The 15,036-nt window shown below is 52.9% G+C and carries 16 protein-coding genes; 14 read left to right on the top strand and 2 right to left on the bottom strand.

All coding sequences use genetic code 11. The features are described 5' to 3' along the window. Window positions 1–48: 48 nt before the first annotated feature. Genes CWI71_RS11315 through CWI71_RS11305 form a run of 3 tightly spaced genes read left to right on the top strand, consistent with a single transcriptional unit; the run spans window position 49 to window position 3,672 of the window. Complete coding sequence (locus tag CWI71_RS11315) at window positions 49–1,686, top strand: CTP synthase (protein ID WP_126755382.1); 1,638 nt, start codon at window positions 49–51, stop codon at window positions 1,684–1,686. 30 nt (window positions 1,687–1,716) lie between these two features. Then, the gene (gene eno / locus CWI71_RS11310; protein WP_126755381.1) at window positions 1,717–3,012 is read left to right on the top strand and encodes a phosphopyruvate hydratase; all 1,296 of its coding nucleotides are present in this window, start codon (window positions 1,717–1,719) and stop codon (window positions 3,010–3,012) included. A gap of 18 nt (window positions 3,013–3,030) precedes the next feature. Continuing rightward, window positions 3,031–3,672 carry a hypothetical protein gene (locus CWI71_RS11305; RefSeq protein WP_126755380.1) on the top strand — a complete coding sequence of 214 codons (642 nt, stop codon included), beginning with the start codon at window positions 3,031–3,033 and terminating at the stop codon, window positions 3,670–3,672. On the opposite strand, the gene CWI71_RS11300 is transcribed toward CWI71_RS11305, so the two are convergent. Next, a complete protein-coding gene (locus CWI71_RS11300) occupies window positions 3,658–4,374 on the bottom strand; it encodes a sulfite exporter TauE/SafE family protein (protein ID WP_157981094.1) in 717 nt (238 codons plus the stop codon). The two genes, CWI71_RS11305 and CWI71_RS11300, sit on opposite strands and share 15 nt — an antisense overlap. Before the next feature lie 74 nt (window positions 4,375–4,448). Here CWI71_RS11300 and ftsB point away from each other — a divergent pair, with 74 nt between their 5' ends. From ftsB to rpoS, 9 genes are read left to right on the top strand one after another with little or no spacing between them, the layout of a single operon-like run. Then, window positions 4,449–4,748 (top strand): cell division protein FtsB, encoded by a 300-nt coding sequence (gene ftsB, locus CWI71_RS11295; protein ID WP_126755378.1) that lies wholly within the window; start codon window positions 4,449–4,451, stop codon window positions 4,746–4,748. Beyond that, window positions 4,735–5,439, top strand: a complete 705-nt coding sequence (ispD, locus tag CWI71_RS11290; RefSeq protein ID WP_126755377.1) for a 2-C-methyl-D-erythritol 4-phosphate cytidylyltransferase — start codon at window positions 4,735–4,737, stop codon at window positions 5,437–5,439. The genes ftsB and ispD overlap by 14 nt, the downstream gene beginning before the upstream one ends. A gap of 9 nt (window positions 5,440–5,448) precedes the next feature. Next, entirely contained in the window at window positions 5,449–5,931 is a 483-nt protein-coding gene (ispF, locus tag CWI71_RS11285) for a 2-C-methyl-D-erythritol 2,4-cyclodiphosphate synthase (protein ID WP_198678783.1), read from the top strand. After that, on the top strand, window positions 5,924–6,976 hold the full coding sequence (truD, locus tag CWI71_RS11280) for a tRNA pseudouridine(13) synthase TruD (protein ID WP_198678782.1): 1,053 nt from the start codon (window positions 5,924–5,926) through the stop codon (window positions 6,974–6,976). Before ispF ends, truD begins: the two co-directional genes overlap by 8 nt. A gap of 5 nt (window positions 6,977–6,981) precedes the next feature. Further along, a complete protein-coding gene (surE, locus tag CWI71_RS11275; protein WP_126755374.1) occupies window positions 6,982–7,731 on the top strand; it encodes a 5'/3'-nucleotidase SurE in 750 nt (249 codons plus the stop codon). Between the two features lie 12 nt (window positions 7,732–7,743). Then, window positions 7,744–8,379, top strand: a complete 636-nt coding sequence (locus CWI71_RS11270; RefSeq protein WP_126755373.1) for a protein-L-isoaspartate(D-aspartate) O-methyltransferase — start codon at window positions 7,744–7,746, stop codon at window positions 8,377–8,379. Further along, entirely contained in the window at window positions 8,376–8,954 is a 579-nt protein-coding gene (locus CWI71_RS11265; RefSeq protein WP_126755372.1) for a YqaA family protein, read from the top strand. The genes CWI71_RS11270 and CWI71_RS11265 overlap by 4 nt, the downstream gene beginning before the upstream one ends. Further along, on the top strand, window positions 8,938–9,780 hold the full coding sequence (locus tag CWI71_RS11260; protein ID WP_126755371.1) for a peptidoglycan DD-metalloendopeptidase family protein: 843 nt from the start codon (window positions 8,938–8,940) through the stop codon (window positions 9,778–9,780). Before CWI71_RS11265 ends, CWI71_RS11260 begins: the two co-directional genes overlap by 17 nt. Further along, the gene (gene rpoS, locus CWI71_RS11255; RefSeq protein ID WP_126755370.1) at window positions 9,777–10,748 is read left to right on the top strand and encodes an RNA polymerase sigma factor RpoS; all 972 of its coding nucleotides are present in this window, start codon (window positions 9,777–9,779) and stop codon (window positions 10,746–10,748) included. The genes CWI71_RS11260 and rpoS overlap by 4 nt, the downstream gene beginning before the upstream one ends. 1 nt (window position 10,749) lies before the next feature. On the opposite strand, the gene mutS is transcribed toward rpoS, so the two are convergent. Further along, complete coding sequence (gene mutS, locus CWI71_RS11250; RefSeq protein ID WP_126755369.1) at window positions 10,750–13,371, bottom strand: DNA mismatch repair protein MutS; 2,622 nt, start codon at window positions 13,369–13,371, stop codon at window positions 10,750–10,752. 51 nt (window positions 13,372–13,422) lie between these two features. On the opposite strand from mutS, the gene CWI71_RS11245 reads away from it, so the two are divergent. Then, the gene (locus CWI71_RS11245; protein ID WP_126755368.1) at window positions 13,423–13,905 is read left to right on the top strand and encodes a CinA family protein; all 483 of its coding nucleotides are present in this window, start codon (window positions 13,423–13,425) and stop codon (window positions 13,903–13,905) included. A 58-nt stretch (window positions 13,906–13,963) separates the two neighbouring features. Beyond that, entirely contained in the window at window positions 13,964–15,025 is a 1,062-nt protein-coding gene (gene recA / locus CWI71_RS11240) for a recombinase RecA (RefSeq protein WP_126755367.1), read from the top strand. Window positions 15,026–15,036: the final 11 nt, after the last annotated feature.

Here is a 15,036-nt window from a genome sequence, read left to right as displayed (position 1 = left end):
TTCCCGTCTTGAAGCAATTCCCATTTAACCTGACGACTTAGGTTTCGCATGACAACTAATTATATTTTCGTCACCGGCGGTGTAGTATCTTCGCTGGGCAAAGGTATTGCTGCAGCTTCATTGGCGGCAATTCTTGAAGCACGTGGCTTGCAAGTCACCATCCTCAAACTGGACCCTTACATTAACGTAGATCCAGGCACCATGAGCCCAATTCAGCACGGCGAAGTTTTCGTGACCGAAGACGGCGCCGAAACCGATCTGGATTTAGGCCATTACGAGCGCTTTATCCGCACTCGTATGTCAAAACGCAACAACTTTACCGCAGGGCGTGTCTACGAAGATATTATTCGTCGCGAACGCCGTGGCGAGTTTCTCGGTGCCACCATTCAGGTGATCCCGCATATTACCAACGAAATCAAACGTCGCATTATTGCCGGTGGTGAGGGCTATGATATTGCCATCATCGAAATTGGCGGTACCGTCGGCGATATTGAATCGCAACCTTTCCTGGAAGCGATTCGCCAGTTAGCTACCGAAGTCGGCCGTGATCATACCTTGTTCATGCACCTGACGCTGGTACCTTTCTTAGGCGCTGCCGGTGAGGTGAAGACCAAGCCGACCCAACACTCAGTGAAAGAATTACGCTCTATCGGTATTCAGCCGGACATTCTGGTATGTCGTTCTGATCGGGCTTTACCTGCCAATGAGCGGGCTAAAATTGCATTGTTCACTAACGTTGAAGAGCGTGCAGTTATTGGTCTGAAAGACGTCGACAGTATTTATAAAATTCCCGCCATTTTGAAATCGCAGGGACTGGATGAGCTGGTCGTCAATCGTTTTCGTCTGGATCGCCCGGAAGCCGATCTGTCTGAGTGGGAACAGGTTCTTTATCAGGAATCGAACCCAAGCGGCGAAGTGACTGTAGGCTTTGTCGGCAAATATATTGAATTGCCCGACGCTTATAAGTCGGTCAATGAAGCGCTGGCGCATGCGGGGCTGAAGAATCGCCTGACAGTCAATATCCGTTATATTGACGCTCAGGACGTTGAAACTAAAGGTGTTGCGAAACTTGCTGATGTTGATGCGATTATTGTGCCCGGCGGTTTTGGTGAGCGCGGTATCAACGGTAAAATTATGGCAGCGCAGTATGCGCGTGAGCAGAAAATTCCTTACTTAGGTATTTGTCTGGGCATGCAAATTGCGCTGATTGAATACGCCCGCAATGTGGCGGGACTTGAAGGCGCGAACAGCACCGAGTTTGACCAGGACGCCAAACACCCGGTGGTGGGGCTGATTACCGAATGGATGGATGCGCAGGGGCAAAAAGAACTGCGTGACCAGCATTCTGACCTAGGTGGTACCATGCGTCTGGGCGCGCAACCTTGTAACCTGGTGACAGGCACGAAAGCACGCGAGCTGTATGGCGACGACGTTATTCAGGAACGCCACCGCCACCGTTATGAAGTCAACGGCACTTATATTGAGAAGCTGGAAGCTGCCGGATTGAAGATCTCAGGCTGGTCGCACGACAACCGGCTGGTGGAGATTATTGAGATTCCGCAGCACCCGTGGTTCATCGCAGCACAGTTCCATCCCGAGTTTACTTCAACCCCTCGCGATGGGCATCCGCTGTTCCGTGGCTTTATTGAAGCCGCGGGTAAGTATCAAAAACAACGTCGCGGCTAACGGTCGCCGTAACAGGAGTTAAGTTTTAGCATGGCAACGATTCAATCTATTGTCGCTCGCGAAATTATGGATTCGCGCGGTAACCCGACTATCGAAGTTGATGTTCATCTGGACGACGGGCATTGGGGCCGCGCCGCGGCGCCCAGTGGTGCCTCAACCGGTTCACGTGAAGCGCTTGAACTGCGTGACGGTGATAAACCACGTTACCTGGGTAAAGGCGTATTGCAGGCGGTCGCGAATGTGAACGAGCGTATAGCGCCAAAACTACAAGGCGTCGATGCCGCCGATCAGCAGCAAGTGGATCAAATCATGCTTGATTTAGATGCCACTGAAAATAAAGCCAGCCTTGGCGCCAACGCCATTCTTGCCGTATCGCTGGCAACAGCCAAGGCCGCTGCAGCGAGCGCTGGTTTGCCATTGTACGCGCATATTGCAATGCTTAACGGTAGCGCCGGTCAGTACAGCATGCCCCTACCAATGATGAATATTCTTAACGGCGGTGAACACGCTGACAATAACGTCGATATTCAGGAATTTATGATTCAGCCGGTTGGCGCGCCGAACTTCCGCGAAGGTCTGCGCATGGGCGCAGAAGTATTCCACGCATTGAAGAAAGTACTACAAGAGCGCGGCTTAAGCACTGCGGTGGGTGACGAGGGCGGTTTCGCGCCGAACTTAAGCTCAAATGAAGAAGCGCTGGCAGTTATTGTTGAGGCCGTTGAGAAAGCCGGCTATCGCATGGGTAGTGATATTACGCTGGCACTTGATTGTGCGGCTTCTGAATTCTACCGCGATGGCAACTATCACCTTGCTGGTGAAAATAAATCATTTACTGCCGCGGAATTCGCTGAATACCTGGCAGGCTTATGCGAGCGCTATCCGATTATTTCAATCGAAGATGGCCTGGACGAGAGTGACTGGGAAGGCTGGAAAGTGCTGACCGAACGCCTTGGCGACAAAGTTCAGCTGGTAGGTGACGATTTGTTCGTAACGAATACCAAAATTTTGCAACGCGGTATTGATCAGGGCATCGGCAACTCGATTTTGATTAAATTCAATCAAATCGGTAGCCTTAGTGAGACCCTGGCAGCAATTCGTATGGCCGCGGAAGCTGGCTTTACGGCGGTTATTTCACATCGCTCCGGTGAAACTGAAGACGCCACCATTGCCGATTTGGCGGTGGGAACTGCTGCCGGCCAGATTAAGACTGGTTCGCTGTGTCGCTCGGACCGTGTCGCGAAGTACAATCAGCTGCTACGTATTGAGCAGGAACTCAACGGCGATGCACCTTACCGTGGTCGCGCTGAAGTGCGTGCGGCGCAATAACCTCAGGACGCAGACGCGGTGAGCGAACAGCGCGATATATTCGAGGTAGTTGAACAGCGGCCGGGTTATGATCCGGCCGCCTTCCCCGAATTATGTACTGCGCTTTATGAGCGTGAGCTTGCTGTTTTAGCGCAGTTGCAGGTGCAATCCGCACAGGGCTTGCAACGGCGTTTACGTAGTCTGAGTTATTATATCCGGACCGCCGCACGGGCGATGCTTGAATGTGGTTGTCCGTGCGAGCTTGACGTGCAAAATGCCAGCTGGCAAAGCACGCAGAAGCGCGCGCTGAAAAGTACCGCAACCCGTGCCAGCAAGCTGGAAAAGTGGCTGTTGAGCGGTAAAGCAGAGCTTGGTATGAGTGTTCCGGTATTGAACCTTGCGCCACGTTTGCAACAAGTGCGGCTTGATTCCATCGATCGTCTTGATCTTGAAGGTGGGCGGGTGCATTGCAACGAGTTCGGCTGGTTTTTATTAAGTGGTGAGAGCTGCGAGGCCGATGGCGATACTATTTTACTCGCCAAACCCGAACTGTCCTTCCTCAAAGCAGCCGTTTGCGGACATCAGTGGTCGCATAAGGGCCGTATTGATCCGCGTACCCTGAGTCTGCGCGAACTCCTGCTGGCAACCGCTATCGACTGGCGTCGTTTAGCTGCTAAGTAACACCATTACCCCAGCGCCAATGACCAGCAACAGAGTCAGACGGCGAAACCACTGCTCAGGTAACTTACTACTCACGCGGTGCCCACCGTAGGCCCCGGTTAAAGCGCCGATAATCAGTGCCAGCAAGGTCAGTAAATCGATTTCAGCATAACGCCCTTGTAGCGAGAACGATGTAACATTGGTACAGCCGAGCACCAGAAAAAAGGCCGCAAGGGTTGCGCGAAACTGGCTTCGGTCAAGCCGGTTTGCCGTAAGAAACAGCACTACCGGTGGGCCGCCGAGGGTCAGGGCGCCGTTAGCAAAGCCTGACAACAAGCCAACCCCGCCTTGCTGTATGCTACCCGCGCGGGCTTGCACCTGAACGCCAAACCAGAACAGTAGGCCAGCAGTGATAACAAACACCGCCATTCCCATTTGCAGACTCGCCAGTGGTAAATGTACCAGTGCGTAATTGCCCGCTAAAGTGCCGCCAACGCCACCAATAAACAGAGGGAACCAGCGCTGCAGGCTGAGGTAATGGCGTAACAGCCAGGCCAGATAGAGTGCCAGAATGACATTAATAACTGACAACATGGGTGTCAGTAAGGTGAGCGGAATCAACAAACTAAGTAAAGGCACGGCCACCAACCCTGAGCCAAACCCGGTAATGCCTTGTAAAAAAGCTCCCGCAAACATAATCAATGCGATAAGGTAATAGTCCATGATAGCCTTGTTAGAACTTGGTTCGTCGCGAAAGAAAGGTATACTTAGGGCAATCATACCATGCGAGGGATGCGATGCGTCTGTTAAAAGTCTTCTTGTTGGTGCTGTTGGTCGCACTGCAATACCGACTCTGGTTTGGCAAAAACAGCCTGCCGGAGTACTGGCATTTGCAGGAGGATGTGGCCCGGCAGGAACAGACGAATCAGAAATTAAGACAACGTAATCAGGTCTTAATTGCCGACATTGAGGATCTCCGGGAAGGGGAGGTCGCGCTTGAAGAACGTGCCCGCAACGAGTTAGGTCTGATCAAACAAGACGAAACCTTTTTCCGTTTAATACCGAATAAACAATCAACACGATATGACCAGAATTAATCAGGTTGCCGCAGTCGTGCCTGCCGCTGGAGTAGGTAGCCGGATGCAGTCTGCATGTCCAAAGCAATATTTGTCGCTAAATGGCGAAACCGTGTTGCAGCACAGTGTGAAAGCCTTGTCGCAAGACCCGCGTATTACTCATATTTACATTGCCGTAAGTGCCGATGACCCTTACTTTGCCAGCCAGGAGTTTGCTAACAGTGTGCAAATTACCCGGGTGACTGGGGGTGCTTCCCGCGCTGCCTCAGTACAGGCGGGTGTTGCCGCTGCGGTAGCCGATGGTTACGACTGGGTGGCGGTGCATGACGCCGCCAGGCCGTGTTTATCGGCCACCGAGCTTAGCGCAGTACTGGATGGCGCGCTTGCGGACCCGGTGGGTGCCTTGCTGGCGCTGCCAGTGGCTGACACCCTGAAACGTGCTGATAGCGCGCAAAGAAGTGGCGCTACCGTCGCGCGCGATGGCCTGTGGCAAGCATTGACACCGCAGGTATTCCGCAGCAGGCAATTACTGACCGGTCTGGAACAGCTGGGCGCCGACAATCCTCAGCTCACCGACGAGGCTTCCGTGCTTGAAGCCATAGGACAGCAACCACGACTCATTCAGGGCAAGCGCAGTAATATTAAAATTACCCTGCCTGGCGACGAGCAGCTCGCGCAATTGTGGTTACAGGCAACAACCAGAGATTCTTAAGGAGGTCTGATGCGAATTGGACATGGTTTTGATGTGCATAAATTTGGTGGCGACAAAGAGCTTGTCTTAGGCGGTGTGACGCTGCCGGGCGAGCAAGGGCTGATCGCGCACTCCGACGGCGACGTGATTCTTCATGCTGTGGCCGACGCCATGTTAGGAGCGCTGGCGCGCGGTGATATAGGTCATCACTTTCCCGATACCGACGCTGCTTTTGCCGGCGCCGATAGCGCGGAGTTACTGAGCCAGGTTGCCAGTTTAGCCTGGCAGGATGGCTACGTGGTGGGCAATCTGGATGTCACCGTGGTTGCGCAAACGCCACGACTGGCGCCTCATATCAGTGCCATGAAAGAGCGTATTGCCAAGGTACTGGATACGCCGCAAAACCGCGTGAACGTGAAAGCCACCACCACCGAGCAACTTGGATTTGTTGGCCGCAAGGAAGGCATCGCCTGCCATGCAGTGGTACTGCTGCAGGAGTCACCACGTGACTGAGGATGTTTTAACCGCGTTAAGTTATTATCATGGCGCGCCGCAGGTTAGCGCCCGTTACAAGCAGGAAAATGCTGACTTTAAGGTCATTGAGCAACTTGATGTCGACGCCGAAGAAAGCGGCGAGCACCAGTGGTTGTGGGTCTATAAAAATGGCGCCAACACTACCTTTGTCGCCCGTCAATTGGCTGATTTCGCGGGTGTTAATGAGCGCCAGGTCAGCTATGCCGGGCTGAAAGACCGGAATGCTGAAACCTGGCAGTGGTTTTCGGTACACTTGCCAGGTGTCGACATGCTTGACTGGCATACGCTGACGCACCCTGAGTTCAGAGTTGAACGGGCATTGCTTCGCAGTAAAAAACTAAAATCGGGTTACCATAACGGTAATTTATTCAGACTGCGGTTACGTGACGTAAGTGACGTAGCGGCCTTAGAGTCACGCTGGCAAAAACTGATAAGCCAGGGAGTACCCAATTATTTTGGCGAGCAACGCTTCGGCCGCGAGGGACAGAACCTCGCGAAAGCCGGCGTCTGGTTGCGCGGCGAGTTAAGCAAGAAACAGGTACGCAAATGGAGCCGGCAGCAGCAAGGTATGTTGTTGTCCAGCGTACGTAGTTATCTGTTCAATAAAATTGTCAGCAGCCGTATTGCTGAGCAACGTATGCAGCCTGAAGCGGGTGACTTTATGTTACTCGCCGGTTCGCGCTCGTTTTTTCAGGTCGGGACAGTGGATGACGCGCTATTAGCGCGCTGGCGCAGTGGCGATATTCTGCTGTCCGCACCGATGGCAGGCTCGTGGCGCGGACCCTGGCAGGAACACCTGAGTAACTTTGAATATGAGCAGCTGCAAGACGAAGAAGAACTGGTCGCGGGACTGCAACGCCAACGTGTCGACTTAGCCCGTCGCGCGGTTTTGATGCAACTTGAAGATGCGCATCTGCAGGTGGTGGCAGACGACATGGTGGATTTGCAATTCAGGTTGCCCACCGGTTGCTTTGCCACCAGTGTGCTCCGGGAATTGATTCTAACAGCGAAAGAAGAAGGTTAAAGTTTATGATGAAGCTTCTGGTCAGCAATGATGACGGCGTACATGCGCCGGGGATCGCTGCGTTATATGAGGCACTGAATGATATTGCTCAGGTACGGGTCATTGCACCTGACCGCAATTGCAGTGGTGCCAGTAACTCTCTGACCTTGCATAACCCGTTGCGGGTGCAAAGGTTAGCCAACGGTTTTTATTCGCTCAATGGAACCCCGACCGACTGCGTTCATCTGGGCACTAACTCGCCATTAGCTGATGACGTTGATCTGGTTGTTTCAGGCATCAATGACGGCCCTAACATGGGTGACGATGTCCTCTATTCCGGCACTGTTGCCGCTGCAATGGAAGGTCGTTATATGGGCCTGCCAGCCATTGCCGTGTCAATGGGCGAGCGCAGCAATGATTTCTACGAGACCGCGGCCCGCGTGGTGGCTGATATTGTCAACAGAATGGCGGAACAGCCATTACGGCTGGATACCATTCTGAATATCAACGTTCCAGCGGTTCCTTATGAAGACTTAAAGGGTATTAAAATTACCCGTCTGGGCCGGCGCCATCGCGCTGAGACAATGGTCGAGTCGACCGACCCGTTTGGACGAAAAATTTACTGGTACGGACCTATTGGCGGGCATCAGGACGACGGTGAAGATACCGACTTTCATGCGGTGCGTGAAGGCTACGTTTCAATTACACCAATTAGTCTGGACATGACCGCGCGGGTACATCAGGATACTCTGGCAGACTGGTTAACTACTCAATAAGAATAACAGACCATGATTCAAAACTTTCAGGGAATGGCGAAACGCTTAGTGGGATTGCTACGGCAGCAGGGAATTAGCAATGAGCGGGTGCTAGAGGTGATTGCCGCTACTCCGCGTCATCTGTTTATGCCCGAATCCTTAGCCCATAAAGCCTATGAAAATACCGCGCTACCTATTGGTAAAGGACAGACTATTTCTCAGCCACTGATGGTGGCATCAATGACCCAGCTGTTGATGCAACACCACTGTCGGAATGTACTGGAGATAGGTACCGGCAGCGGTTATCAGACCGCGATTCTGGCGCAACTGGTCGATCGTGTTTATTCGGTGGAGCGCATCGCTGAATTGCAATACCAGGCCAAGCGACGCCTGAAGAAGCTTGATCTGCATAACATCAGCATGCGTCATGGCGATGGCTGGCAGGGCTGGCAAAGCAAAGCTCCATTTGACGGCATTATTGTTACCGCAGCGGCCAGTGACATTCCGCACGCGCTGATGGAACAACTGGCAGATGGTGGCGTGATGATTATTCCGGTGGGCACGGTAAAACAGCGGCTGGTGGTGATTCGGCGCTTTGGTGATGATTACGAGCATAAGCAGTTGGGCGACGTTAAGTTTGTCCCGCTGGTCGCAGGTAGTCTGGCATGAAATTATTCAGCACTATTTACGATCGTGTTTTATTGTGGTCACAGCATCGCCGGGCGCCGCAAATTCTGGCGGTATTAAGTTTTACCGAATCGGTCATCTTTCCTGTGCCCCCCGATGTGATGCTGGCGCCGATGGCGATGACACAGCCACAGCGCGCCTGGTTTTTCGCACTACTGACCACCATCGCTTCGGTGCTCGGCGGTATTACCGGTTACTGGTTGGGTTATTTTGCTTTCGAGCCGTTTGTGCTGCCGTTAATTGAGTGGGCAGGTTATCAGGATAAACTGGCAACCATCACCGACTGGTTCCAGAGTTATGGTTTCTGGATCATTTTTATTGCCGGTTTCTCGCCCTTGCCTTACAAATTATTTACTGTCACCGGGGGCATGTTACAGGTTTTCTTTATACCTTTTGTGTTAGGGTCATTAATCAGCCGAGGCTTGCGCTTTTTCCTGGTCGCCTGGCTACTGAAAACGGGCGGTCCGGTCATGGCGGTAAAATTACGGACCTATGTTGATCGGATCGGATGGGCAATGGTAATTCTTGCCGGAATAGCTTATGTATGGACGCGCTAATGTAGTTTTGATAGCCGCATTGGGAATTCTGGCGTTGGGTGGTTGTGCTCAGCGTCAGCAACCTGCGCCTGTTGAAAAAGTCTATCAGGGACGCAGCATTTATGACTATGAAGCCAACAGTCTGCGCGGTCCTAGCTATCAGGTTCAAAAAGGGGACACACTTTATTCTATCGCCTTTCGGGCCAATATTGACGTACGTTCGCTGGCCCAGCTCAATCAGTTACGTGAGCCTTACACTATCTTCCCCGGGCAACGTCTGCAGTTACGCCAACCTGTGCAGGGAGCGCCATCCGACAAGCCAGTGGTGAGAAATCCATCAACCAGAACAGAAACCGTTGATCCCCAACAAAAGAAAGAGTATGTTGGTGTAGAAAGTAAACAAAAGGTTACCAGTTCACAGCCAGTACAAGTGCCAAAAGTGCCGTCTGAAGTCTTTCCGAAAAGTAATCAGATAGCCTGGCGCTGGCCCACAGAGAACAGTGTAATTCGGGAGTTTACTGCGTCAGTGACGGGACCGAAAGGAATCGACTTTGCCGGCACAAAAGGTGACAGTGTTCGCGCTGCTGCTGCGGGGAAAGTCGTTTACGCTGGTAATGCGTTAAAGGGTTATGGAAATTTAATTATCCTGAAGCATAACGATGATTATATAACTGCGTATGCCCATAACAATAAGCTGCTGGTCAATGAACAGCAGTGGGTCAACGCGGGGGATACCATTGCCGAAATGGGGAATACTGACGCAGCGCGGGTCAAACTTCACTTTGAAGTGCGGTTTCGCGGTAAGTCAGTGAACCCAAGGCATTATTTACCACGGGGGTCACAATGAGTCGGCAAGATGAGGTAGAAGAAATCGACGAGCAAGCGGTTATGTCGGAAGCGGAAAAAGCTGCAGCTGATAGCGCCGATGACGATAGCGAGTTTGAGGAAATCATCGCCAGTCGCGCGAATTATCAGAAGAAAATGGACGCGACGCAGCTGTACCTGAGTGAAATTGGCTTTTCACCGTTGCTAACCGCAGAAGAAGAGGTCCATTTCGCCCGCCTGGCACGCAAAGGTGACGAAGCCGGACGCCGCAGGATGATCGAAAGTAACCTGCGCCTGGTGGTGAAAATAGCGCGCCGTTACACGAATCGTGGTTTGCCCTTATTGGACCTGGTGGAAGAGGGGAACCTGGGGCTGATTCGTGCAGTGGAGAAGTTCGACCCGGAACGCGGCTTTCGCTTCTCGACTTACGCCACCTGGTGGATCCGTCAAACCATAGAACGGGCCATCATGAATCAGACCCGTACCATCCGCTTACCCATTCATGTAGTCAAAGAGCTCAATAGCTACCTGCGCGCTGCGCGCGAACTCGCCCACAAACTTGATCACGAGCCCACTGCTGAAGACATCGCGGAACAAATGGATGTGTCGGTCGAGGATGTCAGTCGTATGCTACGGCTGAATGAGCGTATTGCTTCGGTAGATACGCCGCTTGGTGGTGACAATGATAAAGCGCTGGTCGATCTGCTCACTGACGAAAATGATCAGGGTCCGGAAGGTGTCATGCAGGACGACGATCTGAAAGAACATATCGTCGACTGGCTGGCCAGCCTCAATACCAAGCAGCGAGAAGTGCTGGCGCGCCGCTTTGGTCTGATGGGCTATGAGCCGGCAACCCTTGAAGATGTCGGACGTGAGATAGGTCTGACCCGCGAGCGGGTACGGCAGATTCAGGTGGAAGCCTTGCGCCGCTTGCGTGATATGCTGCGACAACAAGGCCTGAGCCTGGATGCGTTATTCCAGAAAGATTAGCTTACTCGGCTTGCGCCTGCTGCAACTGCTGTTGCCAGCGGGCCAGCCACTGCAATGCTTCCAGCGGCGTCATTTGGTTCACTTCTAATGCCGCAAGCTCACTTAACAGCGGGTGTTCCTTTGTTACCGTCTTGGTCATTTGCTGTGACGTGTCAGAAGCAGTCTGGTCCAGCTTGAGTTCACGCTGACTATGTTGCGCATGAGGGGCTTGCTCCAGCTGCTGCAGCACCTGTTTAGCGCGACTCAGTACATTACGCGGAAGCCCTGCCAGCTGCGCGACTTGCACACCAAAACTGCGGCTTGCCGCGCCGTCGCTGACCCGATGTTCAAACACTATCTTCTCGTCATGTTCCGCGGCTTCAACATGAACATTCACACAGCCGCTTAGCTCGCCAATACTTTGCGTGAGCTCAAAATAATGCGTCGCGAACAGTGTCAACGCTTGATTATGCTGCAATAAGGCTTCCGCACAGGCCCAGGCCAGTGCCAGGCCATCGTAGGTAGAGGTGCCACGGCCAATTTCGTCCATCAGCACCAGACTGTTGGCGGTTGCGTTATGTAAGATAGTGGCCGCCTCGGTCATCTCTACCATAAACGTCGAGCGACCTGAGGCGAGATCATCTGACGCGCCAATACGGGTAAAAATGCGATCAATCGGACCAAAGTCTGCCTGTTGGGCCGGGACAAAGCTGCCACAATGGGCGAGAATTGCTAATAAGGCAGTCTGCCGCATATACGTCGACTTACCGCCCATGTTGGGTCCGGTAATCAGCAGCATCCGACGTTGTTCGCTTAATTCCACATCATTGGCAATAAAGGGCTCATCAAGCTGTGCTTCAATGACCGGATGGCGCGCCGCACGCAGTTGAATACCGCTTTGCGCTTGTAAGCGGGGACGATGATAGTCATGGCTCAGCGCATAATCGGCAAAGCTATGCAGTACGTCCAGCTCGGCAAGCGCCTGAGCACTGCGTTGCAGCGCCGGCAGGTGCTCCGCTGCCTGGTTCAGCAGGGCTTCATAGAGCCACTTTTCCCGGGCCAACGCACGGCTTTGGGCTTGCAGTACTTTGTCCTCGTAGGTTTTCAACTCGGGAATGATATAACGCTCAGCGTTTTTCAGGGTTTGGCGTCGCTGATAATCCGCCGGAATGTGGGCGGCTGCAGAGCGACTGGCTTCAAGGTAATAGCCGTGCACCTTATTGTAGCCGACCTTCAGGGTGGCAATGCCCGTCCGCTCGCGTTCGCGGGTTTCGATCTTGCGCAAAAAGTCAGTAGCTCCTGCAGCTAACTGGCGTTGTTCATCAAGCTCTTCGTCAAAACCATCGGCCAGCACACCGCCGTCACGGATCAGCAGCGGCGGTGACTCGACCAGCGCCTTCTCAAGCGTTGCGCGCAGTTCCGGAAACTCAGTAATAGTAGCCAGCCACTGCTCCAGTGCGGCGCGTCCAGCTAACTGGGAACGTAACTCTGGAATGACCTGTAATGCACTACGTAAACGCGTTAAATCGCGCGGACGGGCGCTGCGCAGCCCGATGCGTGATAATACCCGTTCCAGATCTCCTACCGCGCGCAACAGTTTGCGTAGGCCGTCGAGGTCTTCGCCCTGTAACGCTGCAACCGCATCATAACGCGCGTTCAGCTGTTCAGTGTTGCGAATCGGACGTTGTAGCCAACGGCGCAACAGGCGTGCGCCCATCGCCGTAGCGGTGCGATTGATAGTGCTGTACAACGAAATGGTACCGCCGCTCAGCGATGCGACCAACTCGAGATTACGTTGGGTTGCAGCATCCATCTGCACAGCATCGGAGCTTTGTTCGGCCCGAATTTCCTGGATATGCGGTAAGGCCGCCCGTTGGGTTAATTTGACATAACTAAGTATGGCGCCGGCGGCGCCTAAAGCGGCCGGTAAATGGCTGACGCCAAAGCCGTCCAGGTGTTGCACCTCGAACTGGCGACACAATAATGCAATGGCACTGTCACTGGCAAACTCCCAATCGGGTCGAGAGCGCAACGTACCACCGGCAAACCAGTGCTTCTGCCATTGCAAAGTATCGGGGTAGAGTAACTCAGCTGGTGCTAAGCGTTGCAGCTCGGCCTGCAACTGGGCTTCGGTGTTACATTCGGTGACGGTAAAACGGCCACTGGCCAGGTCAAGACAGGCAATACCGTAAGCTGCAGCGCGTTCACTACGAGCTGCTGTGGTTACCGCAACCAGCAGGTTTTCACTGGTTTCAGATAGCAGGGCCTCGTCGGTCACCGTGCCAGGTGTCAGCACCCGTACCACCTGGCGTTCAACCGGGCCTTTACTGGTCGCAGGGTCACCTACTTGCTCGCAGATAGCCACCGACTCACCCAACTGCAGCAGGCGCGCAAGGTAATTTTCAGCGGCGTGATAGGGCACACCAGCCATCGGAATCGGCTTGCCGTTACTGGCACCACGCTGAGTGAGCGAAATGTCGAGCAACTCCGCGGCTTTTTTTGCGTCATCGTAAAAGAGCTCGTAAAAGTCGCCCATACGATAGAATAAAAGTGTGTCTGAATGTTCGGCCTTGATGCGTAAGTATTGTTGCATCATTGGAGTATGTGCAGAAAACTCAGCGTTGGATGTTGTCGCTTTCGACATGCCTGTTATTATCCGTAGTAGTGTTATTTTTTATAAGGATTGAATGGCAAAATGGTAACACAGTCTCAGTACGATCTGGCAGTAGAAATGGGAAATTGGTTGCGGCAGAAAAGCTGGCGCATGGTCACTGCGGAATCCTGCACCGGTGGCGGAGTAGGTTATGCTATAAGTGCAGTGCCGGGTAGTTCAGAATGGCTTGCCGGTGGCTTTATCACCTACAGCAATGCGCTGAAGGAAAAGTTACTGGGTGTACCGCCAGAGATCTTGCACAACGAAGGTGCCGTTTCGGCGGCAACCGCAGAAGCAATGGCTGCAGGTGCGCGTAAAGCGGCAGGTGTCGATATAGCTGTTGCAGTGACCGGGGTTGCCGGTCCAACGGGCGGCACGACAGCAAAACCCATTGGCCTGGTATGGTTTGGTCTGTCGTGGGAAGGCGGCGTGTGCTCCTGGAAACAGCAGTTTCCCGGTGACCGTGAAGCTGTGCGCGATGCCACCATTGAAGAAGCGCTGCGCTGTTTTGAAAAAATTACTTGATACTGTATAAAAACACAGTATACTCATTTTTAACGCATTCACTAGAACGGACATTACCATGAGCAACGATAAACAAAAAGCACTCGACGCGGCGTTGAGCCAGATTGAACGTCAATTCGGTAAGGGCTCGATTATGCGCCTGGGCGATAATCAGGCCATGGACATCGCTTCGGTTTCTACCGGCTCGCTGAGTCTGGACATCGCCCTTGGTATTGGCGGTCTGCCATTTGGACGGGTGGTCGAAATTTATGGCCCTGAGTCGAGTGGTAAAACGACCCTGACGTTGCAGGTGATTGCCGAAGCGCAGAAAATGGGCAAAACCTGTGCGTTCGTTGATGCTGAGCATGCACTGGATCCGGTTTATGCTGAGAAACTCGGTGTGAACGTTGATGAGTTGCTGGTCTCGCAACCTGACACCGGTGAGCAGGCACTGGAAATATGCGACATGCTGGTTCGTTCAGCAGCCGTGGACGTGGTCATCGTTGACTCGGTGGCAGCATTAACGCCGAAAGCTGAAATCGAAGGCGAAATGGGTGACAGCCATGTGGGTCTGCAAGCGCGTCTGATGTCACAAGCATTACGTAAGCTGACTGCGAATATTAAAAAGTCCAACAGCCTGTGTATTTTCATTAACCAGATCCGAATGAAAATCGGTGTGATGTTCGGTAACCCGGAAACTACTACCGGTGGTAACGCGTTAAAATTCTACTCGTCAGTCCGACTGGATATTCGTCGCACCGGTGCCGTGAAAGAAGGCGATGAAGTGGTGGGTAACGAAACGCGTGTGAAAGTTGTGAAAAACAAAGTAGCACCACCGTTCAAACAAGCAGAATTCCAAATCATGTACGGCGCAGGTATCTCGAAAGAAGGCGAGCTAATCGACCTTGGCGTGAAACAGAAAATTGTAGATAAAGCGGGTGCATGGTATAGCTATAACGGTGATAAAATCGGCCAGGGTAAAGCCAACGCCATGAAGTTCTTAATGGAAAACAAATCGGTGGCCGAAGATATCGAAAAACGTATCCGTGAACAGCTATTAGCAAAGCCAGTGAAAGGCGGCGAAGCTCCTGCGAAGAAGGGTGCAAGTGACGCTGAAGTTACGGATGATGACTTGATTTAAAAAATAGGGAA

This window comes from Pseudidiomarina insulisalsae (assembly GCF_003987065.1).
GTDB classification, from domain to species: Bacteria; Pseudomonadota; Gammaproteobacteria; order Enterobacterales; family Alteromonadaceae; genus Pseudidiomarina; species Pseudidiomarina insulisalsae.
The sequence above is the reverse complement of the archived record's forward strand: the minus strand, read 5'-3'. Positions and strand labels throughout refer to the sequence as shown.

Excerpts from the sequence above, each read along its gene's own strand:
- CWI71_RS11315 (WP_126755382.1), top strand. The coding sequence starts at position 49 with ATGACAACTAATTATATTTTCGTCACCGGCGGTGTAGTATCTTCGCTG.
- mutS (WP_126755369.1), bottom strand. The coding sequence starts at position 13,371 with ATGTCGAAAGCGACAACATCCAACGCTGAGTTTTCTGCACATACTCCA.
- CWI71_RS11245 (WP_126755368.1), top strand. The coding sequence starts at position 13,423 with ATGGTAACACAGTCTCAGTACGATCTGGCAGTAGAAATGGGAAATTGG.
- CWI71_RS11260 (WP_126755371.1), top strand. The coding sequence starts at position 8,938 with ATGTATGGACGCGCTAATGTAGTTTTGATAGCCGCATTGGGAATTCTG.
- ispF (WP_198678783.1), top strand. The coding sequence starts at position 5,449 with ATGCGAATTGGACATGGTTTTGATGTGCATAAATTTGGTGGCGACAAA.
- ftsB (WP_126755378.1), top strand. The coding sequence starts at position 4,449 with ATGCGTCTGTTAAAAGTCTTCTTGTTGGTGCTGTTGGTCGCACTGCAA.
- eno (WP_126755381.1), top strand. The coding sequence starts at position 1,717 with ATGGCAACGATTCAATCTATTGTCGCTCGCGAAATTATGGATTCGCGC.
- surE (WP_126755374.1), top strand. The coding sequence starts at position 6,982 with ATGATGAAGCTTCTGGTCAGCAATGATGACGGCGTACATGCGCCGGGG.
- CWI71_RS11270 (WP_126755373.1), top strand. The coding sequence starts at position 7,744 with ATGATTCAAAACTTTCAGGGAATGGCGAAACGCTTAGTGGGATTGCTA.
- ispD (WP_126755377.1), top strand. The coding sequence starts at position 4,735 with ATGACCAGAATTAATCAGGTTGCCGCAGTCGTGCCTGCCGCTGGAGTA.
- CWI71_RS11265 (WP_126755372.1), top strand. The coding sequence starts at position 8,376 with ATGAAATTATTCAGCACTATTTACGATCGTGTTTTATTGTGGTCACAG.
- rpoS (WP_126755370.1), top strand. The coding sequence starts at position 9,777 with ATGAGTCGGCAAGATGAGGTAGAAGAAATCGACGAGCAAGCGGTTATG.
- recA (WP_126755367.1), top strand. The coding sequence starts at position 13,964 with ATGAGCAACGATAAACAAAAAGCACTCGACGCGGCGTTGAGCCAGATT.
- CWI71_RS11300 (WP_157981094.1), bottom strand. The coding sequence starts at position 4,374 with ATGGACTATTACCTTATCGCATTGATTATGTTTGCGGGAGCTTTTTTA.